Raw genomic sequence first — 23,947 nt, 5'->3', positions numbered from 1 at the left:
AGAATAACAACCAGTCAACACCCTAATGACTCGCCAATATATCGTTATTCCTACGACTAATTGCATTTTACCCGGTAGCCTCTTAATATCTCGCATCCATTCTATTCAGCGACCGGTAACCCAAGATGCTAGATATTGCCAAGGCCAATCAAGAACTCCTTAATGCGTCACCGCAACAGATCATTGAATGGGCGATTAAGCAGGCAAAAAACCCGATCACCACCACCAACTTCGGGCCCTTTGAAGCGGTAATTCTGCATATGGCGGTTCAGGTCAAAGCGGATATCCCCGTGGTTTGGATCGACTCCGGCTATAACACCCGCGAAACCTACAAGGTCGCTCAACAACTGATCGACACGCTGAACCTGAATATCGATGTGTACACTCCCAAGGTCAGCGCAGCTCGTTGCGATGCCGCTCTGGGCGGTATCCCCAGCGTCGACGATGAACGCCATGCCGAGTTCACCGAACAGTTCAAGCTGGAGCCTTTCGCCCGAGCGATGAACGAGTACCAGCCCGATGTCTGGTTGACGGCGGTACGCAGCGAGCAAACCGCATTCCGTCAGGAGATGGAGATTGTCGGCACCGGCCCCAACGGCGTCCTGAAGGTCGCTCCGCTGCTGCATTGGAAAGAAGCCGACATGCAGCGTTATCTGGAAGAGAACGACCTACCCAACGTGATCAAGTATTTTGACCCCACCAAGGCCCTGGCCAACCGTGAGTGCGGCCTGCACACCAAGCTCTGATCATCAGCTGGTAGCTCAACAAAAAAGGCAGCCAACTCGGCTGCCTTTTTTGCTCTATGGGTTTGGGTCACCGATCATCGATCGATCTATGATCCGATTATTGATTCCATATGCCGCTGTCCCGATGGAAAAAGCGGTTACTGCATTGATGACAAGGCTCAATCAGTGTCGTCTGAGGTAGCTTGACCAGGGCACCGCACTCCAGACAACGCAATTGTCCAGCCGCCGCCACCTCGCCGGCCAGGTAATCCTCCGGACCATGATCCAGTCGTAATTGCAGCTCGGTCTGATCGACACGGGTCTGATCGGCCAATCCGAACAACCGCTCCACCAGGGTGTATTCCAGCGCCTGCAGATCGAAGTTGAGCCAGTTGGCCAACCCCTCACCGGTTTTGTGCAATACCGTTCCCGCTTCACGAAGATCCCGTTGCAGGTAAGCCTGCAGCAGGTCCAACTCTTCACGGGTCATCTCTTCGGCGGCCAGCTCGATCCGGGCCGCTTCTTCTATCTGCTCCTTGATATAGGGCCAGGAATGCTCTTCAACTTTCCCGATCGACAGGTAAACCCGCTCCAACAGGCGGTTATAAACCTCAGGAGCGCTATCGGGCAACTTCGGCCCGGACTTTTGCGGATCTTTATCAGTCATATCCTCTCCTCCAACGGGCAAAAAACCTATCTGCCACAGCCTATCTATTGTATCCTAGCCGCTTTTCTCTACGCCCGATCCAAGCGGCGCGTAACAGTCGTAAACCACGGTTATTTAAGGCACATGAAAGAACAGTATCACCCGCAGTCGATCGAAGCCAACGCCCAGCAACACTGGGAGCAGAACAAGAGCTTCGAGGTCACCGAACAACCGGACAAAGAGAAGTTCTACTGCCTGTCGATGTTCCCCTACCCCAGTGGACGTCTGCACATGGGCCACGTGCGCAACTACACCATCGGCGATGTGATCACCCGCTACCAACGGATGCAGGGCAAAAACGTGTTGCAACCGATGGGTTGGGACGCCTTTGGCCTGCCGGCCGAAAATGCCGCGATCAAGAACAAGGTCGCCCCGGCCAAGTGGACTTACGAAAACATCGAGTACATGAAAGACCAGCTCAAGTCGCTGGGTTTTGGCTACGACTGGAGCCGCGAGGTGGCGACCTGTCATCCCGAGTATTACCGCTGGGAGCAGTGGTTCTTCACCAAGCTGATGGAAAAGGGCCTGGTCTACAAGAAGAACGCCATCGTCAACTGGGATCCGGTCGACCAGACCGTGCTGGCCAACGAACAGGTGATCGACGGTCGCGGCTGGCGCTCCGGCGCACTGGTCGAGCGTAAAGAGATTCCGCAGTGGTTCCTGAAGATCACCGACTACGCCGACGAGCTGCTGGCCGACCTCGACAAGCTGGAACACTGGCCCGAGCAGGTGCGCACCATGCAGCGCAACTGGATCGGTCGCTCCGAAGGGGTTGAGCTGTCATTCCACGTTGAGGGCGATGGCGACCTGACCGTCTTCACCACCCGCCCTGACACCCTGATGGGCGTTACCTATGTAGGTGTCGCGCCGCAACACCCACTGGCGCTCAAAGCCGCCGAGAACAATGCCGAGATGGCTGCCTTCCTGGAAGAGTGCAGCCACATGAAGACCGCCGAAGCCGATATGGCGACGATGGAAAAGAAAGGCATGGATACCGGCTTCAAAGCGATCCACCCGATCTCCGGCGAACCCGTCCCCGTCTTCGTGGCCAACTTCGTCCTGATGGAATACGGCTCCGGCGCCGTCATGGCGGTACCGGGCCATGACCAGCGCGACTGGGAGTTCGCCACCAAGTACGACCTGCCGATCAAGCAGGTGATCCAGCCGATCGACCCGAGCGTCGAGTATGACCTGAGCAAAGAGGCCTTCACCGACAAGGGTGAACTGGTCAACTCCGGTGAGTTTGACGGCCTGACGTCGGAAGATGCGTTCAAGGCGATCGCCTTCCACCTCAAGTCCGCCGGTCGCGGCGAAGTTCAGGTCAATTTCCGCCTGCGCGACTGGGGTGTTTCCCGTCAGCGTTACTGGGGTGCCCCGATTCCGGTGATCAACTGCGACAGCTGCGGCTCGGTTCCGGTTCCGGAGAAAGACCTGCCGGTGGTACTGCCCACCGATGTTGATTTTGATGGCTCCGGCTCCCCGATCAAGTCGATGCCCGAATTCTACGAAACCAGCTGTCCGAAGTGTGGCAAGCCGGCAACCCGTGAGACCGACACCTTCGACACCTTTATGGAATCGTCCTGGTATTACGCCCGCTACGCCTCACGCAGCTGCGACAACGCAATGCTCGACGATGCGGCCAACTACTGGGCACCGGTCGATCAATATATCGGCGGTATCGAACACGCGATCCTGCACCTGCTCTACTCGCGTTTCTTCCACAAGCTGATGCGCGACCTGGGCCTGGTCGATTCCGACGAACCGTTCGAGCGCCTGCTGACCCAGGGCATGGTACTGGCCGAAACCTACTACCGTGAAGACGAAAAAGGCGGCCAGAGCTGGTTCTCGCCGCAGGAAGTCAGCGTCCAACGGGACGACAAAGGCCAACTGACCAGCGCGACCCTGAGCAGCGACGGCCAGCCGGTCCAGTTCGGCGGGATCACCAAGATGTCGAAGTCGAAAAATAACGGCATCGACCCGCAGGTGATGATCGATCGTTTCGGCGCCGATACCGTGCGCCTGTTCATGATGTTCGCGGCACCGCCCGAGCAATCACTTGAATGGTCTGATTCCGGCGTCGAAGGCGCACACCGCTACCTGAAGCGTCTGTGGAAGCTGGTGTTCGATCATGTCAGCCGTGGTCCGGTGGAAGCACTGGACAAAGCTAACCTCAACGACAAGCAGCGCGAAGTGCGGCTCAAGACCCACGAGACTATTCAGAAGGTTTCCGACGATATCGAGCGCCGTCAGACGTTCAACACCGCCATCGCTGCGGTGATGGAACTGTCCAACACCGTCAGTCGCTTTATCGACGTCAGCCCACAGGGTCGAGCGGTCGTCCAGGAGGCGCTGGAAGCGGCTGTTCAGTTGCTGTCACCGATCGTTCCCCATGTTGCCCATCAGCTCTGGAGCGAACTGGGTCATGAATCGGAGCTGCTGGACAGCGCCTGGCCGCAGGTCGATAAAGGAGCTCTGGTTCGCTCCAGCATCGAGATCGTAGTTCAGGTCAACGGCAAACTGCGTAGCAAGATCCAGGTTGCCGCCGATGCCGACCGGGATCTGGTCCAACATGCCGCGCTGGCCGATGAAAATGTTCAGCGTTTCACCCAGGATGCCACCATCCGTAAGGTTATCGTGGTGCCCGGAAAACTGGTCAACATCGTAGTAGGCTAAGTATGCTCAAAATCGCCGTAAAAACGCTGTTTACTCTGACGCTGCTGGGGATGCTCAGCGGCTGCGGCTTCCAGCTGCGTGGTGTGACTCCGATCCCAGACGAACTCAGAACCCTGCATCTGCAGGGTAATGAGCGCAGTGCGATGTATCAGACAGTCGAACGGACCCTGAAGAGTAGCGGCGTAAGCCTGGTCGACTCGGCCCAGCAAGCGCCCTACACAATCGAGTTGATCTCCGACAGCCTCGACCGCCGTTCAGCCTCGCTCAATACTCGCGCTAAAGTGGAAGAGTACGAACTGCGCGCCCGGCTTCGCTACCAGATTTTGGACAGTGAAGGCGAAGTCGCGATTCCAGAAACCGAACTCTATACCGAGCGCACCTACGACTACGACGAAAACAGCGTTAACGCCAAAGAGGCCGAAGAGGCGCTGTTACGCAAAGAGATGCGTCAAACTCTGGCTGGCCAGCTGGTTCGGCGCTATCTGAGCCTGGCCGAACAGCAGAGCCGCTGATAACGCGCCATGAAACTCAAACCGGAGCAGCTCGGCAGCCACCTGAAGCAACCGTTGCAACCGGTGTACCTGCTGACCGGTGATGAACCCCTGCTGGTTCAGGAGGCGGGAGATCAACTTCGCGCCGCCGCCCGCCAGCAGGGTTTCAGCGAGCGCGAGGTGTTTCATGCCGAACCCGGCTTCAGCTGGGACAGTCTGCTCGAGAGCAGCCAGAGCCTATCGCTGTTTGCAGAGCGACGACTTATCGAGCTGCATATTCCCAACGGAAAGCCAGGTACCAAAGGTGCCGAAACCCTCAACCGGTTGTTGGCGCCAGCTCCCGAAGACACTCTGATCCTGATCTACTGCCCTCGACTCGATGCCAGCGCACAACGCAGCAGCTGGTTCAAAGCGATCGATAAAGCCGGGGCGATCCTGCAATTCTGGCCGGTGGAAGCCAATCGACTGCCGGGCTGGATCCAGCAGCGCTGTCGTGGTCTGGGACTATCCATCGATCCGGATGCCGCTCAACTTCTGGCCGATCGCGTCGAAGGCAACCTGCTCGCGGCGGTGCAGGAGATCGAGAAGCTCAAACTACTCAGCCCCGACAACAGCCTTAGCGAACAGCTGGTCGGCGGAGGTGTTGCCAACAACGCCCGATACGATACCTTTGCGCTCGTCGATGCAGCATTGGCGGGTAACAGCAGTCGCTGCCTCAGGGTACTGCAGGGACTACGCGGCGAAGGCGTTGAGCCGATCCAAATCCTCGGCAGCCTTAGCTGGGAAGTTCGTAAACTGAGTGAACTCAAACAGCACCCGGGCCCTCTGAACGATGCACTGTTCAAAAAGCAGCGAATCTTCGGCAAGCGACAGGCGCTAGTTGGTCAGGCCCTAAAACGCCTGCAACCTCTGCAGCTCAATCGAATGCTCCAGCTTTGCGCGGCCATCGACCAGTCGATCAAGGGAATGTGTAATCAAGACCCTTGGCAACAACTGGCCGAATTGAGCCTTCAGCTCTGTGGGCAGCCCTGCCTAGCCGACCTGACCGACTAGCCTCAGCACTATCCTCAACACTTTCAAACAAACGTTTTATTGACCTATCTCAATGGCCTAGTCGGTAGACAGTGCGCCAGATCAACGTTTGAAAACGACTTAGCCGCTACCCTTTAGCTTGTATAGCCCCAACTGTGCCCAAACCCTGGAATAAGACCGTGCAAAAAGGCTTCACACTGATAGAGCTGCTGATCACCGTATCTCTGATTGCCATCCTGGCAGGCCTGGTCGCACCCGGCTTTAGTAGTTTTATTCAGGACAACCGCTTAACCAGCCAGATCAACACCCTGATCGGTGTCATCCATATGGCTCGTGGCGAAGCCGCCAATCGCCGCGGTATCGTTACCCTTTGTGCCAGCGACAACGGCAGCAACTGCAACACCACTAACTGGGAAGCCGGCTGGATCCTGTTTACCGACAGCAACAACGGCGGTAATGCCGTGATCGATGGCGACGATCAACTGCTTCTTTACCAGGAGCCTTTGATCGGTGGAAATAGCTTGCGCGCTTCGGGCTTCGGCGGCACCAATCTTGGCCGACTTCAGTTTGCCTCCACCGGTTTTTTGCTCGACACAGACTCCAGCGCTGGCACTTTTACGCTTTGTGACGATCGGGGAGTCTCCGAAGCCCGCGCTATCGTGGTCAATATTTCCGGCGTCTCCCGCCTAGCGGTCGATGAAGATGGCGACAACACCCTCAACAACCACCAAGGCGCAGCCGGGGAGATCTCATGCTGATCTCAGCCCGCCCTTCACTACAGCGACTGAAAAGATTCAATCGAATCAATCAACAACGCGGCGTCAGCATGATGGAAGTGCTGATCGCACTAGTACTGCTGGTCACCACCCTGCTCGGAGCCACTGCCCTGCAGATCACCGGGCTGCAGACCAACCGTAGCGCCTACTACCGGACCCAGGCCAGCCTGCTGGCCTACGATATCGCCGACCGTATTCGACTCAACGCGGTTTACGCCACCGGTGACAACGACCGTTACAGCATCAGCACTAGCAGCATGGCAACCCCTTCAGGCAGCACTTGCGCCACCAACGTTGCCGGCTGCACCGCCGAACAGATCCGGAATATCGACCTACGCGAGTGGGCTGAAAACTTTATTGATATTAATGGCGTCGGCCAAGATGGCGGCAACTACCGTAACCTGTTACCGGGTGGCGCGGGTGTCGTTACTGCCAGCGGCTCCAGTTTCTCGGTCCAAGTCAGCTGGCAGGAGCTGGACTGGAATGTCAGTTCTGATAGCAATAAAGCCGATACCACCAAGACCTTCACGCTGGACTTTACCGCCACGAGGTAGTTATGCAGAGACTCCAGCCCAAATCACACCGATCTCGACAGCAACAGCAGGGTTTATCCCTGGTCGAGCTGATGATCGCCCTAGTGGTCAGTTCACTGCTGATGCTGGGGGTATTTGAAATCTTCGTCGGCTCCAGTGGAACCGACCGCGTTGCACACGCTTATGCCCGGGTGCAGGAGAACGGCCGGCTGGCGATGGATATGCTGACCCGCCATATCCGTATGGCCGGCTACCAGGGCTGTATCGACAGCGAGATCGTCGATCTCAATGTGATTGCCGACAACGCCCCAACGGGGGATTTAACCGGTCAAGCCATCTGGGGCTATGAGAGCCAGCACAGCGGCTGGACGGTGGCCAATCGTAACGATTTTCTGGACAACATCAGCGGGGTCCACTCAGGCAGCGATGTCGTCTATGTGCAGTACGTGTCCCCCACTGGGGTCAATGTGATCTGTGACGGTGGTGGCAATTCCTGCTCGGCCGTGAATGCCAATATCAAGATCGAAGACAACAGCATCGGCCTGAATAAGTACGACATTGCGGTGGTGTCCGACTGCGAAAATGCCGACATGTTCCGAATCGTCAACCTGCCCAAAGACACCGACGGCAAAACCACCCTGGCCCACTCCAACTCCCATAACAGCAGCAACAACCTCAGCAAACCTTACAGTGATGATGCCCAAGTGATGAGTTTCGAGGCATTGGCGTTTTATACCAAGGACACAGGTCGCGATACCAACCGGGGCAATCCGATCTACTCCCTGTACCAGTTCGACAGCGCCTTTCATGACGGTAGCGGTACCGGCACCTACATTACTGGGCTGGAACAAGAACTGGTTGAAGGCATCGAGCAATTGCAAATTCTGTACGGCCAACGCCTAACTGATGGCAATCTGCGTTTTGTTGACGCGACCGATGGCAATCTGGATTTTGCCGAGGTTGATGCGATCCGGATCGGTCTGTTAGTTAGCTCATCAGAGGAAATTCTGACGGATCCTGACAACAACCTATACCGCCTCCCTGGCACCGATATCGAACCGCTAGGAACAGCTGGCGCCACCGCCACCCATACCGTGGACCGACGCCTAAGACTGGCCTTCAACAGCACCATCGTATTGAGGAACCGACAATGAGTCGTATCCCAAACCATCGACCCTATCGAATGCGACAGCAAGGCGTCGTGCTGGTGGTTTGTCTGCTGGTTATCGTTGTAGTGACCCTGATTGCCGCTACCTCAACCAAGACCTCCAGTTTTGAAGAGAAAATGGCGGCTAACGCGCAGACCTACAACCGCACCTTTCAAGCGGCTGAAAGCGCCGTCGAATTTGCCATCGACGATGATCAGATGATGTTCGATGCAATCGATAACACAAACAGTCTCTCGTCGACTGTGACCGTGTCGATGGGTACATCGGGGGTTAGTGCCACCGCCCAGACTGAATTTATCGGCGAAGGCATCGCCCCCGGTAACTCGATTGGTACCGCCTCGACTTATATGTACGAAGTGCATGGTACCGGCGAGATGACCGATATGAATGCCAGCACTTTGATCCGACAAGGCTACTACCGCGTCAGTTTTGTTGCTTCCACGGATGACCAATAACCGGGAGGTTCCCGGTTGGAGAGATGTTATGAAAGTCTTCAATCACAACCTACGGACTGTACTGGGCAGCTTCATGTGCAGCTGGCTGATCGCGACCCCTGTATGGGCCGATGATACTGAAATTTACTTCGGTGGCAGTGCCAAGGTCACCGTCAAACCCAACGTCCTCTTTATCCTTGATACCTCCGGCTCGATGAAGGAAAAGGACGGCGGCAATATCAGCCGGATGGACCGGATGAAGCAGGCACTGACCAACGTGCTCAACAATGCGGAGGACATCAATGTCGGCTTGATGCGCTTCACCAACCCGGGTGGCCCGGTGCTTTATCCAATGCGGGATATCGACCAGGTTGTCAGCGGTGGCGGCGGCAGTTCACTCGCCACCGGTAGCGTCGACGTTCGCGTCAACAGTGGTGACGATGATGCTACACAACTGGCAGATGGCAGCATGCGGGTGGATGCCAACCTACTACAGATTCTCAACCCCGGTAGCACCACTTCCATTACCCGAACCGTTTCCCACTCCAACGATGATGCCGAGCAGCCACTCGGTGGCGCTGCCCACCTGGACAGCACCGACCTGGAGTTTATGTACGAAGGCAGCACCGAGCAGGTGGTCGGGGTGCGCTTTCGAAACGTGGATATCCCCAAGGGCGCTACCATCACCAACGCCTACCTGACGTTCACGGTCAAACAACAGTACGGCGGAGATTTGGATGTTCGAATTTGGGGACATGACACGAATAACGCCGGTGTTTTCAAAAACGTTAAAAAAGGCAACACCCTCAACAACAACCTGACCGGCAGAAACAAAACCAGTGCCAAGGTCAATTGGGCCATCTCGACATCAGACAACCCATCAGCCGGCAACCAGATGCAGACGCCCGATATCTCTTCGATCGTTCAGGAGATCGTCAATAGAGGCGGCTGGTCGGCCAACAACAAGATGGCTTTTATCATCGATAAGGTCAGTGGCAGCAGCAGCGATAAACGCCAATTCCACAGTTACGACTCTACTTCGAATACGAATCAGCGACCGAAGCTGTATGTCGAATACTCCACCGGCAGTGGCGCAGGACAGGCTCAAAAAATTGGCCTGCGCTTCAACGACATTACAGTCCCCCAGGGAGCGACGATTACCAGCGCCAAGCTCAAGCTGACCGGAGGTGCCAGTAATGCTGAGTCAGCCACCCTGACCTTCTGGGGAGAACGGGTTGGCCAAAGTGAAGCTTTCGAAAGCGGCAGCAACAACATTAGCAACCGTACGCGGACTACCGCTTCCGTCGGCTGGACCGGCACTCCCGGCTTCAGCGAGAGCAGCACCTACACCTCGCCTGAATTAAAGACTATCGCGCAGGAGATCGTTAATCTGTCGGGCTGGTGTGGTGGTAACAGCATGACCTTCTTCGTTGAGGGTAACGCGCAGCGGGTCATTCGGGCGTTTGAAGATGATGTCGATACAGCTGCCGAATTGGAGATCAGCTACGATACCGACAGCGTCGGTGCCGATGCCTGTATCTACCAGAAGTACAGTTTCAACATCGCCTCTTATAGCGATGACGCCGAACAAAATGGTTCATCAATGGATCTGGATAGCTCCGACTTGGATCTTGGTGAGAAGAAGGTTGGCCTGCGCTACACCAATATTCCATTGGCAAAAAACAGTACCATCTCCAACGCCTATATCGAGTTCACCGCTGACGGCTCTGACAGCGAGGCGACCAACCTGACCATCAAGGGTCATAAGACCGCTAACCCTTCCACGTTCAATACCGGTAGCAACAATATCAGCAACCGGAGTAAGACCAGCGCCAGCATCAGCTGGACACCGGATACCTGGAATTCTGCCGGTGAAACCAACCAGACTCCCAACATTGCATCCGTCATCAACGAGCTGACCGCCCAGACGGACTGGGCCAGCGGCAACAGCCTGGCCTTGATCATCGAAGGTAGCGGCAAGCGCGATTCAGAATCTTACGACGGTTCTAATTTAGCACCTCGACTGGTGATTTATGCCAAGCCCAGTGATGTAACCGCGGCAGCCGGTACGGTGCGTAGCGAAATGATTCAGGCGGTTCAGGGGCTACCCAACGATGGCTGGACACCAATCGTCGATACCCTCTACGAAGCGGCCCGTTACTACCGCGGTGAAGCGCTCGAGTACGGTGACAGTCGCGGTGACGGCGGTAACAAACACCTCAAGCGAATCTCACATCCAGACTCCTATACCGGCGGCACCGTCATTCGCCCTGATGGCTGTAGCGCCGAAAATCCAGGCTCAAGCGACTGTGCCGGAGAGTACATCGATGGTAGCCCGATCTACACCTCTCCAATCACGGAAAGCTGCCAAGCCAACTATATCGTGCTGCTGACCGATGGTTTTGCCAACAACAACCACTCTGAGACGAAGATTAAAAACATGACTGGCGATACCAGCTGTGTTGGCAATGATTCCGACGAAGAGTGTGGTATTGAGCTGGCTAAATTCCTCCACACGGTCGACCAGACCAATGCGCTGTCCCAAGACCAGACCGTCAAGACGTTCACGGTTGGGTTGGAGTTTGAAACCACCTGGCTCACCGACCTCGCCGAAGCGGGTGGAGGCTCCTTCTACCGGGCCGAGTCAGCTAATGAGCTGACCAGCGCGTTCGACACCATTATCAAGTCGATCAAAGCAGCGAACACCACGTTCGTTGAACCCAGTGTCACCATCAACCAGTTCAATCGGTTCGCCCACCGTGACGATGTTTACTTTGCGCTGTTCAAGCCGATGGAAACGGCCAAGTGGTTCGGTAACCTAAAGAAGTATCAGCTCAAAGGAAATCCGGCGACACTCTACGACAACCAAAACCCGCAAGAACCCGCGATCGATCCGTCTACCGGCTTCTTCGCCATCGACTCACAGAGCTTCTGGTCCGAAGATGAGGACGGTAATCAGGTTGAGAAAGGCGGGGCTGCCAGCAAGTTGCCGACAACCCGCAAGATCTACACGCTGGTCGACAGCACTAAAGCCTTAACGGCGGATGATAATAAGGTTCACGAAACCAACAGCCTGATCACTGCGGGCATGCTCAACGTGGCCGACAAAAACGCCGACTACCGGACCGATCTGCTGAAGTGGACCCGCGGATTAGATGAAAACGACGCCCCCCGCTACGAACTGGGTGATCCACTCCACTCCCGCCCTGAGCTGGTCACCTACGCGGGCCTAACTGATCCGATCGAGTCAACCATCTTCTTTGGCACCAACGAAGGCTTTATCCACGCGGTCGATATCAACACCGGTATCGAGCAGTTCGCCTTTATACCTCAGGAGTTGCTGGGCAATCTCGATACCTACTACACCAATGCCAGCGTTGATCCGCGCCCATACGGAATGGATGGTGGTATTACCCTTTGGACCCGCGATCACAATAAAGATGGCGATTTGAAGGACACCGGCGACTTCACCTACCTCTATGCAGGCATGCGTCGCGGCGGTCGTAACTATTACGCCCTGGATGTCACCAACGTCAACACACCGACGTTCAAATGGCAAATCAGTGGTGGCAACGGCGACTTTGTCGATCTCGGTCAAACCTGGTCCCAGCCGGTGAAGAGCAAGATCAAACTCGGCGGCACGCTTTATGACGTACTGATCTTCGGTGGTGGTTACGACACCAATCAGGACAACGTTTCGGTCCGCACCGCCGATAGCATCGGTAACGCCATCTACATCGTGAATGCCAATACCGGTGCACTGATCTGGTCCGCCGGTAACCATAACGGTCACGATGAAAGCCATGCCGATATGGATTACAGCATCCCGTCCAAGGTCAACGTGATCGATATGAATCGTGATGGTATGGCCGACCAACTCTACGTTGGTGATATGGGTGGTCAGATCTGGCGAGTCGATCTGGATAATACGGCGACGCAATTGCAAAACTTTGGCTATATCACCAAGATTGCGGACCTGGCCGGCAGCTACGATAGTAATGGTGGCGCCATCGCGGCCCAGTCGGCTGATAACCGTCGCTTCTATTACCCCCCCGATCTGGCGCTGGCCGTTGAAGGTAGTGATCGCTACTTGACCCTAGCGATCGGTTCGGGTTATCGAGCTCACCCGCTCAACACTGCGATCGAAGACCGATTCTACATGATCAAGCTGTTCGATACGCATACTAAGCCGAGCAGCTGGACGACCTTGACTGAATCGGATCTGTACGATGCCACTAACAACTACATCAGCGAAGGGGACGCCACCCAGAAAAACGAAGCGGCAGTGGCGCTGTCCAACCACGATGTAGCGCGCAAGGATGGTTGGATGATTCGGATGACCAATACCGGTGAGAAGGTACTCTCGGGCAGTGCCACGATCCAGAATCAGATCGTGTTCACCACCTACGAACCGACTCCACCCAATTCGGGTTCCTGTAATCCCGCTCAAGGCACAAGCCGGGCCTATCTGGTCAGTCTGTTCGATGCCACGCCGATGCTGGACATCAATGGCGACGGTAACACCAATGCCGCTGACCGGGTGATCCAGTTGCAGATCGGCTCGATTCCGGCCACCCCCACCGTCATCGACACACTCGAGAGCAAGCCAACTGTATGGGTAGGGCCGGAGCGTTTGGATCAGGTCAATACCGATGTTGAATCGGTACGGACCTACTGGATCGAGGTGAACGAATGATCCCTCTCGTCATCGCTAGAAAGCCCCGCTGCGCCGGTCAAGACCAGCGCCAGCGGGGGATGACCCTAACCGAGCTGATGATCGCGGTGGCGATCTTCGCCATCATCGCGGCCGTCGGCTATCCCAGCTATCAGCAATACCTGATCGACAGTAACCGTACCGATGCACAGAACGCGCTACTGGCCTTCTCCACTGCAATGGAAAGGCACCGTACCGACACCAATAGTTACGACAACGCCCAGGCCGGTGGTACCAGCTATCCGAACCCACCTCTGAGTACCATCTATCCGTCCCAAGCTCCGATCGACAGTGGCGATAAACGCTATAACCTGACCATCCAGACCGCCGATAACAACGGTTATACCTTACGGGCCACTCCAATCGCTGGGACTATCCAAGATGGAGATGGTTATCTTGAACTTGCCAATACAGGTATCAAGAGCTGGGACAGAGACGACAACGGTGCGATAGGCGCTGGCGAGGCGACTTGGACAGACTAGTATCTCTGACTCTAAATTATCGAAGCGAGAAGATATTCAAGAGACCCTTTGAATTACTCACAGAGGCATAACCCACGTAGCTCACTCAGAGCCAAACTATGATTATCGGTAGACTCATGAGATAGGCAGTTCTGATGTTACGTAGCTTGGCTTTTCTAGCTCTGTTGAGCTTTTCAATTCCGTCTTTGGCGGCAGAGACGATCACCATGGCCAATGATCCTTGGCCACCCTATGTTCTTGGTGACGAAGCAGATGGCTCCCCGGCGAAGGCTGGTATTGCCGTTGAGCTGATAGACTTGATCTTCCAACAGCTGGAGAATCATGATGCCCAGATCCTACTGATTCCATGGCGCAAAGCGCTCAATGGAGTCAAGAAAGGACACTTCGATGGTATTCCACTGTTGTTCAAAACCCCGGAACGAGAGTCCTACATGCTCTTTTCGGAGCCGCTGTTCCCAGCCAGGACCGTCTTTTTCTACAACATGGAAAAATATCCGAACGGCATTCGGTGGAAGAACTATCAGGACCTGAGCCACTTCAACATCGCGGTACAACATTCCTTCAGCATTGCCGAGACCTTTGATCAACAAATCGCCCTGGGCGTGCCTTTAATGGTTGAAAAGATGAACAGTGACGAGGACTGTTTTCGGTTGCTCATCCACGGTCGAGTCGATCTGGTTGCTACCAATGAAATCGTCGGTCAGGAGTACCTGAAGCAGCTAGGCGTCAGTAGCAGCTTTAGGGCTAGTAGCCAGAGTCTTTACGAAAAGCCCTTCTACATCGGTTTTTCAAAAAAGACCGATGCTCATCTGCTTATTCCACAGATCAACTCCGTTATTGGACAACTACAGGCAACCGGGGAAATCGATCGGGTACTGGGTAGCACCACCCCTTAATCGGTATTAGATCAGCTTCAAAGCACAAAAAAATGGCTGCAAACAGCAGCCATTGTATTAACGCAATTCAGGTCGATTAGCGTACTACGCCGCCATGGGCCTGCAGATCGGCGTGATAGGAGGAACGAACCAATGGCCCGCTGGCGACGTGTTTGAAGCCAAGTTCGGTCGCTTTATCCGCCAATGCGGCAAACTCGTCCGGGTGGACATAGCGATCCACCGGCAAGTGGTCACGGCTCGGCTGCAAGTACTGGCCGATGGTGATCATATCGACATCATGGGCGCGCAGATCCTCCATCACCGCTTCGATCTCTTCGATCGATTCACCCAGCCCAACCATCAACCCCGATTTGGTGGTGACATCCGGACAGCGCTGTTTATAGGCTTTGAGCAGGTCGAGCGACCATTGGTAATCGGAGCCCGGACGAACCTGCTTGTAAAGCCGCGGTACGGTTTCGAGGTTATGGTTGAAAACGTCCGGCGGCGATTGCTCCAGCGCGTCCAGCGCGATCTCCATCCGTCCCCGGAAGTCCGGCACCAGGATCTCGACTTCGATACTGGGAATCCGAGCACGGGTTTCGGTGACGCAGCTGGCAAAATGAGCCGCACCACCATCGCGTAAGTCATCACGATCCACCGAGGTAATCACCACATACTTGAGCTGCATATCGGCGATTGCTTCGGCCAGCTCAGCCGGCTCGTTCTCATTCAAGGCATTGGGACGACCGTGGGCCACGTCACAGAACGGACAGCGACGGGTACAGATATCCCCCATGATCATGAAGGTCGCAGTACCATGGCTGAAGCACTCGCCCAGGTTCGGACAGCTGGCTTCTTCACACACAGATGCCAACTTGCCCTTGCGCAGCCGGTTTTTGATCTTGTTGACCTGATTCGACGACGGCAGCTTGACCTTCAGCCAGCTCGGCTTTTTCAGCATATTTTCCCGTTCGGTCGGGACCACCTTAACCGGGATCCGCGCCAGCTTGTCAGCACCCCGGAGTTTGACCCCCTGCTCAACTTTGACTGGATTCTTTTTTGCTGTTTGCGGGGCGGAGTCTGAGTTGTTCTGCGACATCGGTATTGGTCTAACCTAACTGCTCTGTGGTGGATGTGTGAGTATAACCCAAGCGGCGCACCAGAACCTGTTGCAACCGCTGGCCGACTTCGGCCAAGGAGGGGGGATTCTGCCCTTGTTGGCGGCATAGGTCGCTGATCTGTGTCATCGCCAGCCCGGCATAGCCGCAGGGATTGATTCGATCGAACGGGGTCAGGTCCATCGCCACATTCAACGCCACACCATGAAAGGTGCAACCCCTGCGTACCCTCAATCCCAGCGAGGCGATCTTGGCCTCGGCAGATAGCGTATCACTGACATAGACTCCGGGGGCATCCGATTTGGGGTAAGCGTTGATCGCGTAAGATTCGAGCACCTCGGCCACGGTCTGCTCGATCAGAGTCACCAGTTCCCGTACCCCCATTCCCAGCCGTTTCAGGTCCAGCAACAGGTAGATCACCTGCTGCCCCGGACCGTGGTAGGTCACCTGTCCACCCCGATCCACCTGCACGACCGGAATATCGCCCGGGGCCAGAAGGTGTTCCGCCTTGCCGGACTGGCCCTGAGTAAAGACCGGTGGGTGTTCTAAAAACCAGATCTCGTCATCACTGTCAGCGGTCCGCTCAGCGGTGAACGACTGCATAGCCTCCAGCATCGGCTCATAGGGCTGCTGCCCGAGCATCCGGATCTTCAAGGTGCGCTCCATTTCGGCCATCAGATCACCATCTGGACCTTGCCAGTATCTTTCAGGTCCTGATGGATGGCGGCCAGCTGATCGGCACCGGTTGCGGTGATTTTCAACCGCACCGACAAAAACCGGCCGTTTCGACTCGGCTGGGTCGTGATGATGGAGGTATCCAGATCCGGCGCATGCTTCTGGATGATCTCAATAACGAGATCGACAAAGCCCTCGCCGGCCTGGCCAATCACCTTAATCGGATAGTTGGGACAGGGAAATTCAATCTTCGGGGGTTCTTGCTGGGTCATTAACACATCTCATCTCACCGGGCGCCTGAGGCTCAGCCCAGTAGTTGCTGTTCATACTGCTGGTACAACGCGGCCACCTTAAACCACAACGGTCCCGGTACACCTTTGCCGACGGGTTGGCCGTTAACCTGTATCACCGGTAGCACACCACGGGTCGAACTGCTGATCCAAAGCTCATCTGCATGGACCAAACGGGACTGCGCAACCTGTTCTTGCTTAACCGGCAGCCCCGCCTGTTGGGCGAGTTCCAAAATCAACCCACGGGTGGTGCCCCCCAGAATATGGGGTTCGAGCTGCGGGGTTACAATGGCTCCGTCCTCAACCAGAAACAGATTGCAGGAGGTTCCTTCGGTGACCCGGCCTTCGCTGACAAGCAACGGCTCATCGGCGCCATGGGCATCCGCTTGTTGGATCGCCAGAATATTGGCCAACAGACCGGTGGCTTTAATATCACAGCGCAGCCAACGCTGATCTTCCACGGTCACGGCCCGAATCCCCTGGACCTGATCTAATGGGCCTTCAAGCGCCAGCTGGATCGGGTAGCTGTAGGCAAAGACCGTGGGTCGCAACTCGGCCGGATAACGCAACTTGCGTTGTGGAGCAACCCCCCGGCTGATCTGCAAATAGATCGCCTGATGCCGCCCCGGATTACGCGCCACCAGCTGCTCAAACACAGCCCCAAGATCGATCGACGGATCGAGCTCGATACCCACCGCATCAAGGCTACGTTGCAGTCGAGTCAAATGCTGCGGTAAACGGAAGCCGACGCCATGATAGAACGGGATCACTTCATACACGGCATCTCCAAGCAGAAAGCCGCGGTCCATGGCCGGAACCCGAGCTTCCTCCAAGGGCGTGTATTGCCCGTTTAGATAAGCGTAAGTTGTTGTTTCTTCTTCGGTCATACAGTCATGCCAGAAACACAAAAGGCGCCTTTCGGCGCCTGATCATGTCACTGAGGCGTTATCCAATCAGCGACAAGAAGAACAGTACAATACTGTGCCAGATCCGCTTCACCAGGCCGGCCGGTTCAACCGACTCCAGTGCCACCACCGGTACCTGCTGTAACAGCTCGTCACCTAGCGTGATGTTCAGGGTGCCGTAACTAGCTCCCTCGGTGACCGGCGCTTGGATCACCTTATCCAGATCCAGCGTAACGCCCAGGGCATCGCTCTGGCCGCGCGGAATGGTGATCGAGATCGATTCAGCAGTACCCAGTTTGAGGCTATCACGGGTCCCGGCCCAGACCTTGGCTTCGTTGAGGACTTCACCGGCCTGGTAAAGATCCGCCGACTCGTAATAACGGAAGCCATAAGACAACAGCTTTTGACTCTCCTGCGCTCGGGCTTCCTCAGAGTTGGTTCCCAGCACCACCGAGATCAGGCGCATGCCTTTATCTTTGGCAGAGGCAACCAGGCAGTAACCCGCCTCCTCAGTATGGCCGGTTTTCAGGCCGTCGACCCGACTGTCGCGCCACAGCAATTTATTCCGGTTGGGCTGACGAATCTTGTTGTAGGTGAAATACTTCTCGGCGTAGATCGGATAATCATCGGGAAAGTCGCGGATAATGGAACGAGCCAGCAACGCCAGGTCATTAGCGGTGGTAAAGTGGCCCTCTTTCGGCAGGCCGGTCGCATTCTGGAACTGGCTGTTGTTCATCCCCAGCTGACGGGCATGCTGGTTCATCAGGTCGGCAAAGGCATCCTCGCTACCTGCGATATGCTCAGCCATCGCCACACTGGCATCGTTACCGGACTGGATTATGATCCCTTTCAGCAGATCCCCCACCAGCACCTGAGTCCCTTCACGGATAAACATCCGTGAGCCCGGCGTACGCCAAGCTTTCTCACTGACCAATACCCGGTCCTGTTTGGAGATATTGCCTTGGGCGATCTCATAATCGGCGATATAGCTGGTCATCAGCTTGGTCAGGCTGGCTGGCGGCAGTCGCTGGTCGGCGTTCTGAGAAATGATCACCTTGCCGGTATTGGCATCCATCAGCACATAGGCGCTGGCCGCCAAGGACGGTGGCGCAGGTATCAGGACGGCGGCAGAAACAGCAGTGGATGCTGACCCCAGCACCAGCAGGCAGACGGCGGCACGGATCAAGCGGGGAATGGTGACAAAAACTCTCATAATGACTCTACTTTGGAAACAAACAATAACTGAAAAATTGTGGCGCTCTAAAGCCGATGAAGGTTAGCGAATGGATCAAGGCAAGTCCAATACCTGGGCATCGGCGAACCCCTCCTGTGCCAACTGACCTAACAGCCCGCTGGGGTTGGCAGCGATTCCCAATGGTCCCAGGCGCACCCGGTACAACACCGGCACCCCTTCGCGCTTACTGATATCCACCTTCTGACCTTGTAGCAACAGTTCGACCCGAGTCTTGACGCTCTGGGCGGCGCTCCAGCTCGAATAGGCTCCCACCTGGATATAGCGGCTGGCCGCGGCCGGCTGAGACACACTACTGACCGGCGCAGTGTGCAACGCCTGGGTTGCCGGTCGATAATTGGTGTTGCTGATCGCTTCGATCTCAACCCGCGCCGTGCCCTGACGGAGCATATCCAGCTTATAGGCGGCGGCGTAGGATAGATCGATCAACCTTGCGCCATGGAATGGCCCCCGATCATTGACCCTGACAATCACCTGCCGACCATTGGCCAGGTTGGTGACCCGCACGTAGGTCGGCAGCGGCAGCGACTTATGGGCCGCGCTCATCCCGTACATATCGTAGACCTCGCCATTGGAGGTCTTATGGCCGTGGAACTTCTTCCCGTACCAGGACGCCGTACCACGCTGCTTGTAGCCCAGTGCGCTGTCCATCACATAGTATTTTTTGCCCAATACGGTATAGGGAGATTTGTTGCCGCCGCGACTCTTAGGCTCATCGCGGGGAACCGCATCGGGCACATGGGACAGATCGACATGACCGCTGGGGCCATGATCCTGCTTGATGCTGTAGCGTGACGATCCGCTGCCGGAGCAGCCGACCAGGGCAAGCACCAGCAACGCCAATCCGACCCGGTGCAATCCGATCATCCGTTGGCAACCTGCTGCTGTTTCGCCTTCAACGCGGCAATTTCCTGACTCAGCTGGTAAACCGCCATCGCATAAAGTCGCGAATGGTTATAACGGGTGATTACATAAAAGTTATGCAGTCCGATCCAATGTTGCTCGCCATCGACTGCCTGCAGTCGCATCGCAGTGGCTTTGAGCTCATTGGCCAGCTGCGGATCAAACGTCAATCCGAGGTTGCGCCAATGAGCCAGTGTCTCGATCGGCTTCAACTTTTTGCTCAGCTTATCGGATTCGATCGGCTTATCCAGCGCGGCGCTTAAGGTCACCGGCTGACCACTGCGCCAACCATGGCGCTTGAAATAGTTGGCCACACTGCCGATCGCATCGACCGGATTGTTGAGCAGATCAATGCTGCCGTCAGCATCGAAATCCACCGCGTAATGACGATAACTGCTGGGGATAAACTGTCCGAACCCCATGGCGCCGGCGTAGGAGCCCTTGATCGCCTTCGGATCCAGCGGCTGCTCCTGCAGTAACAGCATCAGCTCGCCCAGTTGGCCAGTAAAGAACTTACTGCGCGGTGGGTAGTCGAATGCCAATGTCGCCAGCGAATCGATGACCCGATAGCTGCCAGCATGACGGCCATAGCGGGTTTCGACACCGATAATCGCGACGATAATCTCTTCCGGGACACCGTACTGCTGGCTGGCACGACGCAAGGTATCACGGTGCTGATTCCAGAATTCAACGCCCTGATCGATACGGCTCTGTCCCAGAAATATCTTCCGGTACTCGCCCCAGGTCAGGCGCTTTTCCGCCGGTCGGGAGATCGCCTTGATAATCGACTTCTGATGTTTGGCGTCGTGGATCAACCCGGTAACAAAGTCTCGATCCAGTCCTTTCTCGACCATCTCCTCGATAAAGGCCTTGGCCTTAGGGTGATCCTTGTAATCGGTGGCGGCAGCCAGTACCGGTTGCGTCGCGCCGAAGCCGACCCCGATCAAACATGCGCTCAGTAGCGCTTTGCGCGCCTTGGTAATCCCCGGAATTGCATCCATCATCGGCATTTTGCTCTTGTTGCTTTTGTTGCTGATATAAAACTGCGTTATCCGACTTAGTCCTTAATCGCAGCCAAGGGTTCAGTAGCTGCCTGCAACTTTACCCTATTCGTGATCAGCATCAACGGGTCACCATGGTTCGGTGACTATGGATCGACATGATCATCCCAAAGCCGGCCATCAAGGTCAGAATCGAGGTCCCCCCGTAACTGACCAGCGGCAACGGCACCCCAACCACCGGCAAGATACCGCTAACCATACCGATATTGACGAACACATAGACGAAGAACGTCAGTGTCAAACTGCCCGCCAACAGGCGGCCGAAGGTATCCTGGGCCTGACTGGCAATCCATAGTCCTCGGGCGATGATGCACAGGTAGATCGCCAGCAACAGCAGTACCCCAACCAGCCCAAGCTCTTCGGCCATCACCGCGATAATAAAGTCGGTATGACTCTCGGGCAGGAAGTCGAGTTGCGATTGACTACCGTTGAGCCAACCCTTGCCGTGAATACCTCCGGAGCCGATCGCGGTCTTGGACTGGATAATATTCCAACCAGCCCCAAGCGGATCGCTTTCGGGATTCAAGAAGGTCAGCACCCGCTGTTTCTGGTAGTCACGCATCAGCATCCACAACAGCGGAACACAGGCGCCAGCGAGTACGATCGCACTGAACACATAACGCCACAGTACTCCGGACAACAGCAGCACAAAAATACCGCTGGCTGCGATCAGCAACGAGGTTCCCAGATCCGGTTGCTTGGCGATCAGCAGAGTTGGCAGCATCAGTATCGCCAACACCGTAAAGGTATGTTTGAGCCGCGGTGGCAACGGCCGGTCGGCGAAGTACCAGGCCAACGTCATCGGCACCACCAGCTTCATTATTTCCGAGGGCTGAAAGCGCGGCAGCCCCGGCAGTTGCAGCCAACGTTGCGCCCCTTTCGCACCGACACCGAACAGCAACACGCCGACCAGCATCAGCACTCCGAGCCCGAATACCCAGGGTGCCCAGCGCCGCAGCAGTCTGGGTGAGGTACAGGCGATCACCAGCATCGCGCCGAAAGCGACGCCGTAGCGGATCAGCTGTCGCTGAACCGCCGCTTCGCTCTGGCCTGAGGCGCTGTAGAACACGAACAGGCCGTAACCGGCTAGGATCAGCAGCAGCAGGGTCAGAATCGGATCCAGGTGGGTATAAGACCACCAGGTACGGCGGCGACTGAAATGAACCTGGGCACCGGGCATGGTGCGCTGAAAATCCTGCCCGCCCATCAGGACGCCCCTCCGTTATCGGCCAGCTGTTCCTGAGACTGGAGCTGTGATTCACGCAGCAGATAGTTATCGAACAGTTCCCGAGCCACCGGGGCCGCCGCACTACTGCCGCCACCGCCGTTCTCGACGATCACCGCCACCACGATCTCGGGTTTATCCGCCGGTGCGAAGCCGACAAACAGGCCGTGGTCTCGGTGCCGCTCAGCCAGCTTCTCGGCATCGTACTCTTCATCCTGTTTGATCCGTACCACCTGGGCGGTACCGGTCTTGCCGGCGATCCTGTAGGGGCTGTCCTTGGCACTGCGCCTTGCGGTGCCCTTCTTGCCATGCATCACCTCAACCATCGAGCGGCGCAGATAGTCCCAATAGCTGTCACGATTAAGCTCAATATCCGGCATCTGCTTACGCTCAGGCACATCCAGCACAAATGGATTGCCCTGCTCATCCTCGCCGGACATCGCCTTGAGCATCCGCGGATTGATCCATTTCCCACGGTTGGCAATCACCATGGTCGCGGTGGCCAGCTGCATCGGGGTCGAGATCATAAAGCCCTGCCCGATACTCAGGTTCAGTGAGTCACCCGGATACCAGGAGCGTCCACGCACCGCCTTTTTCCAATCCCGCGACGGCAGCAGTGCCCCGTGGGCCTCGGGCAGGTCCAGGGTCGTGATCTTGCCGAAACCGAATCGGCCGAGGTAATCCGACATCGGATCGATCCCCATCCGGTGACCGATATCGTAAAAAAACACGTCACAGGATTCGGCGATCGCATCGCGCAAATTCACCATTCCGTGGCCCTGCCGCTTCCAGTCACGATAGAAGCGCCCCTCTTTGGTGATCTGGTACCAGCCCGGATCCCAGACCTTATGGCCCAATCCCACGGTGCCGGAATCGATCGCTGCCAACCCGATAATCGGCTTAACCGTCGAGGCCGGCGGATAGCGTCCGCGCAATGCCCGGTTGAACAACGGCAGGTCCTCGTGCTGCTGCAGGGCACGGTAATCCCGCCCGCTGATACCGGTGACGAAAGGATTGGGGTCGTAGCCAGGGGTACTAACCAGCGCCAGAATGCCGCCGGTGTTGGGGTCCAGCGCCACCACGGCGCCCCGCTGTTCGCCCAGCAGCTGTTCGGCGGCCTGTTGCAATTCAAGATCCAGATACAGCGTCAGATCCCGCCCGGGCGTCGGATCATCACGCTCGACCACCTGCAACACCTGGCCTCGGGCGTTGGTCTCAACCTGCTGAACTCCGACCCGGCCGTGCAGTTGGTCTTCGTAAAAACGTTCGACTCCGAGTTTTCCGATATGGTGGGTGCCGGAGTAATTTTGCTGATCCACTTCGCCCAGTTCACGCTGGTTGATCCGCCCCACGTAACCCAACGCGTGCACCAGCGACTGGCCGTAGGGGTAATAACGGATCAATTCGGCATCAATCTGAACCCCGGGCAGGCGATGGAAGTTCACCGCCACCCGGGCGATATCTTCTTCGCTGAGTCGAAAACGCAGCGGCACCGCTTCATAGGGGCGACGGCGTTGATTGAGCCGGCGCTGAAAACCTTCGATATCCCGTTCGGTGATCTGAACCAGCTTCGACAGTTCGTCGATCGTGGTCTCCAGGTCCGGCACCCGCTCCTTCACCAACGACAGGTTGTGACTGGGCCGGTTATCGGCCAGCAGCACGCCGTTGGTATCGTAGATCAGCCCGCGGTTGGGCGGCACCGGTTGTAGCTGAATCCGATTCTGATCCGACAGCGAGCGGTAACGCTCATGCTCTACCACCTGCAGGTAGACCAAGCGACTGATCAGGCCGAGCATCATCAGCACTACCACGACAAACGCCAGCAACGAACGGAACCGAAACGTACGGCGCTCGCGCTGGTGATCTTTTAAGGCGACCGGTTTACGCATCGGGGCTTGGGCAGCTAAT

At 56.4% G+C, this 23,947-nt stretch carries 21 protein-coding genes; 11 read left to right on the top strand and 10 right to left on the bottom strand.

The features are described 5' to 3' along the window. Positions 1 to 125 precede the first annotated feature (125 nt). Positions 126 to 746 carry a phosphoadenosine phosphosulfate reductase family protein gene (locus ACO05M_RS09485; protein WP_421861841.1) on the top strand — a complete coding sequence of 207 codons (621 nt, stop codon included), beginning with the start codon at positions 126 to 128 and terminating at the stop codon, positions 744 to 746. Positions 747 to 843: 97 nt separating this feature from the next. Here ACO05M_RS09485 and ACO05M_RS09480 read toward each other — a convergent pair whose 3' ends face one another. Next, positions 844 to 1,392, bottom strand: a complete 549-nt coding sequence (locus ACO05M_RS09480) for a zinc ribbon-containing protein (protein WP_421861839.1) — start codon at positions 1,390 to 1,392, stop codon at positions 844 to 846. A 123-nt stretch (positions 1,393 to 1,515) separates the two neighbouring features. Between ACO05M_RS09480 and leuS the strand changes: the two genes are divergently transcribed. The 10 genes from leuS to ACO05M_RS09430 all read left to right on the top strand — a co-directional run bounded on the left by leuS (position 1,516) and on the right by ACO05M_RS09430 (position 14,631). Beyond that, on the top strand, positions 1,516 to 4,104 hold the full coding sequence (gene leuS / locus ACO05M_RS09475) for a leucine--tRNA ligase (protein ID WP_421861837.1): 2,589 nt from the start codon (positions 1,516 to 1,518) through the stop codon (positions 4,102 to 4,104). 2 nt (positions 4,105 to 4,106) lie between these two features. Then, entirely contained in the window at positions 4,107 to 4,616 is a 510-nt protein-coding gene (gene lptE / locus ACO05M_RS09470; protein WP_421861835.1) for an LPS assembly lipoprotein LptE, read from the top strand. 9 nt (positions 4,617 to 4,625) lie between these two features. Beyond that, on the top strand, positions 4,626 to 5,648 hold the full coding sequence (holA, locus tag ACO05M_RS09465; protein ID WP_421861833.1) for a DNA polymerase III subunit delta: 1,023 nt from the start codon (positions 4,626 to 4,628) through the stop codon (positions 5,646 to 5,648). Positions 5,649 to 5,806: 158 nt separating this feature from the next. After that, positions 5,807 to 6,385: a GspH/FimT family pseudopilin gene (locus ACO05M_RS09460; RefSeq protein ID WP_421861831.1), complete on the top strand. Its 579-nt coding sequence runs from the start codon at positions 5,807 to 5,809 to the stop codon at positions 6,383 to 6,385. Then, entirely contained in the window at positions 6,379 to 6,957 is a 579-nt protein-coding gene (gene pilV / locus ACO05M_RS09455) for a type IV pilus modification protein PilV (protein WP_421861829.1), read from the top strand. Before ACO05M_RS09460 ends, pilV begins: the two co-directional genes overlap by 7 nt. Positions 6,958 to 6,959: 2 nt before the next feature. Then, positions 6,960 to 8,090, top strand: a complete 1,131-nt coding sequence (locus ACO05M_RS09450) for a PilW family protein (protein ID WP_421861827.1) — start codon at positions 6,960 to 6,962, stop codon at positions 8,088 to 8,090. Then, positions 8,087 to 8,560, top strand: coding sequence for a pilus assembly PilX family protein (locus ACO05M_RS09445; protein WP_421861825.1), 474 nt, complete (start codon positions 8,087 to 8,089; stop codon positions 8,558 to 8,560). The genes ACO05M_RS09450 and ACO05M_RS09445 overlap by 4 nt, the downstream gene beginning before the upstream one ends. Before the next feature lie 28 nt (positions 8,561 to 8,588). Continuing rightward, complete coding sequence (locus ACO05M_RS09440) at positions 8,589 to 13,235, top strand: PilC/PilY family type IV pilus protein (protein ID WP_421861823.1); 4,647 nt, start codon at positions 8,589 to 8,591, stop codon at positions 13,233 to 13,235. Beyond that, a complete protein-coding gene (locus ACO05M_RS09435; RefSeq protein WP_421861821.1) occupies positions 13,232 to 13,735 on the top strand; it encodes a type IV pilin protein in 504 nt (167 codons plus the stop codon). The genes ACO05M_RS09440 and ACO05M_RS09435 overlap by 4 nt, the downstream gene beginning before the upstream one ends. Positions 13,736 to 13,869: 134 nt before the next feature. Continuing rightward, positions 13,870 to 14,631: a substrate-binding periplasmic protein gene (locus ACO05M_RS09430; RefSeq protein WP_421861819.1), complete on the top strand. Its 762-nt coding sequence runs from the start codon at positions 13,870 to 13,872 to the stop codon at positions 14,629 to 14,631. A gap of 76 nt (positions 14,632 to 14,707) precedes the next feature. Here the strand turns inward: ACO05M_RS09430 and lipA are convergent, their stop codons facing one another. From lipA to mrdA, 9 genes are all read right to left on the bottom strand, one after another. After that, positions 14,708 to 15,709: a lipoyl synthase gene (gene lipA, locus ACO05M_RS09425; protein ID WP_421861817.1), complete on the bottom strand. Its 1,002-nt coding sequence runs from the start codon at positions 15,707 to 15,709 to the stop codon at positions 14,708 to 14,710. Between the two features lie 10 nt (positions 15,710 to 15,719). Then, complete coding sequence (gene lipB, locus ACO05M_RS09420) at positions 15,720 to 16,394, bottom strand: lipoyl(octanoyl) transferase LipB (RefSeq protein WP_421870713.1); 675 nt, start codon at positions 16,392 to 16,394, stop codon at positions 15,720 to 15,722. Between the two features lie 8 nt (positions 16,395 to 16,402). After that, the gene (locus ACO05M_RS09415) at positions 16,403 to 16,675 is read right to left on the bottom strand and encodes a YbeD family protein (protein WP_114693679.1); all 273 of its coding nucleotides are present in this window, start codon (positions 16,673 to 16,675) and stop codon (positions 16,403 to 16,405) included. Between the two features lie 32 nt (positions 16,676 to 16,707). Further along, a complete protein-coding gene (locus ACO05M_RS09410) occupies positions 16,708 to 17,502 on the bottom strand; it encodes an aminotransferase class IV (RefSeq protein WP_421861815.1) in 795 nt (264 codons plus the stop codon). Positions 17,503 to 17,638: 136 nt separating this feature from the next. Next, the gene (locus ACO05M_RS09405) at positions 17,639 to 18,811 is read right to left on the bottom strand and encodes a D-alanyl-D-alanine carboxypeptidase family protein (protein WP_421861813.1); all 1,173 of its coding nucleotides are present in this window, start codon (positions 18,809 to 18,811) and stop codon (positions 17,639 to 17,641) included. Positions 18,812 to 18,886: 75 nt separating this feature from the next. Further along, positions 18,887 to 19,717: a septal ring lytic transglycosylase RlpA family protein gene (locus ACO05M_RS09400; RefSeq protein ID WP_421861811.1), complete on the bottom strand. Its 831-nt coding sequence runs from the start codon at positions 19,715 to 19,717 to the stop codon at positions 18,887 to 18,889. Continuing rightward, positions 19,714 to 20,757: a lytic murein transglycosylase B gene (gene mltB / locus ACO05M_RS09395; protein WP_421861809.1), complete on the bottom strand. Its 1,044-nt coding sequence runs from the start codon at positions 20,755 to 20,757 to the stop codon at positions 19,714 to 19,716. The genes ACO05M_RS09400 and mltB overlap by 4 nt, the downstream gene beginning before the upstream one ends. 118 nt (positions 20,758 to 20,875) lie before the next feature. Continuing rightward, positions 20,876 to 22,021, bottom strand: a complete 1,146-nt coding sequence (gene rodA, locus ACO05M_RS09390) for a rod shape-determining protein RodA (RefSeq protein ID WP_421861807.1) — start codon at positions 22,019 to 22,021, stop codon at positions 20,876 to 20,878. Continuing rightward, entirely contained in the window at positions 22,021 to 23,928 is a 1,908-nt protein-coding gene (mrdA, locus tag ACO05M_RS09385) for a penicillin-binding protein 2 (protein WP_421861805.1), read from the bottom strand. Before mrdA ends, rodA begins: the two co-directional genes overlap by 1 nt. Between the last annotated feature and the right edge of the window lie 19 nt (positions 23,929 to 23,947).

Origin of the sequence: Motiliproteus sp. (genome assembly GCF_965230735.1) — a bacterium.
GTDB lineage: Bacteria > Pseudomonadota > Gammaproteobacteria > Pseudomonadales > Balneatricaceae > Motiliproteus.
The sequence above is the reverse complement of the archived record's forward strand: the minus strand, read 5'-3'. Positions and strand labels throughout refer to the sequence as shown.

Bases quoted from the DNA above. Each gene is read 5' to 3' on its own strand.
- lptE (WP_421861835.1), top strand. From the start codon at position 4,107: ATGCTCAAAATCGCCGTAAAAACGCTGTTTACTCTGACGCTGCTGGGG.
- ACO05M_RS09480 (WP_421861839.1), bottom strand. From the start codon at position 1,392: ATGACTGATAAAGATCCGCAAAAGTCCGGGCCGAAGTTGCCCGATAGC.
- ACO05M_RS09435 (WP_421861821.1), top strand. From the start codon at position 13,232: ATGATCCCTCTCGTCATCGCTAGAAAGCCCCGCTGCGCCGGTCAAGAC.
- lipB (WP_421870713.1), bottom strand. From the start codon at position 16,394: ATGGAGCGCACCTTGAAGATCCGGATGCTCGGGCAGCAGCCCTATGAG.
- ACO05M_RS09485 (WP_421861841.1), top strand. From the start codon at position 126: ATGCTAGATATTGCCAAGGCCAATCAAGAACTCCTTAATGCGTCACCG.
- lipA (WP_421861817.1), bottom strand. From the start codon at position 15,709: ATGTCGCAGAACAACTCAGACTCCGCCCCGCAAACAGCAAAAAAGAAT.
- ACO05M_RS09405 (WP_421861813.1), bottom strand. From the start codon at position 18,811: ATGAGAGTTTTTGTCACCATTCCCCGCTTGATCCGTGCCGCCGTCTGC.
- leuS (WP_421861837.1), top strand. From the start codon at position 1,516: ATGAAAGAACAGTATCACCCGCAGTCGATCGAAGCCAACGCCCAGCAA.
- mltB (WP_421861809.1), bottom strand. From the start codon at position 20,757: ATGATGGATGCAATTCCGGGGATTACCAAGGCGCGCAAAGCGCTACTG.
- ACO05M_RS09450 (WP_421861827.1), top strand. From the start codon at position 6,960: ATGCAGAGACTCCAGCCCAAATCACACCGATCTCGACAGCAACAGCAG.
- ACO05M_RS09410 (WP_421861815.1), bottom strand. From the start codon at position 17,502: ATGGACCGCGGCTTTCTGCTTGGAGATGCCGTGTATGAAGTGATCCCG.
- ACO05M_RS09430 (WP_421861819.1), top strand. From the start codon at position 13,870: ATGTTACGTAGCTTGGCTTTTCTAGCTCTGTTGAGCTTTTCAATTCCG.
- rodA (WP_421861807.1), bottom strand. From the start codon at position 22,021: ATGGGCGGGCAGGATTTTCAGCGCACCATGCCCGGTGCCCAGGTTCAT.
- holA (WP_421861833.1), top strand. From the start codon at position 4,626: ATGAAACTCAAACCGGAGCAGCTCGGCAGCCACCTGAAGCAACCGTTG.
- ACO05M_RS09400 (WP_421861811.1), bottom strand. From the start codon at position 19,717: ATGATCGGATTGCACCGGGTCGGATTGGCGTTGCTGGTGCTTGCCCTG.
- ACO05M_RS09440 (WP_421861823.1), top strand. From the start codon at position 8,589: ATGAAAGTCTTCAATCACAACCTACGGACTGTACTGGGCAGCTTCATG.
- mrdA (WP_421861805.1), bottom strand. From the start codon at position 23,928: ATGCGTAAACCGGTCGCCTTAAAAGATCACCAGCGCGAGCGCCGTACG.
- ACO05M_RS09415 (WP_114693679.1), bottom strand. From the start codon at position 16,675: ATGACCCAGCAAGAACCCCCGAAGATTGAATTTCCCTGTCCCAACTAT.
- pilV (WP_421861829.1), top strand. From the start codon at position 6,379: ATGCTGATCTCAGCCCGCCCTTCACTACAGCGACTGAAAAGATTCAAT.
- ACO05M_RS09445 (WP_421861825.1), top strand. From the start codon at position 8,087: ATGAGTCGTATCCCAAACCATCGACCCTATCGAATGCGACAGCAAGGC.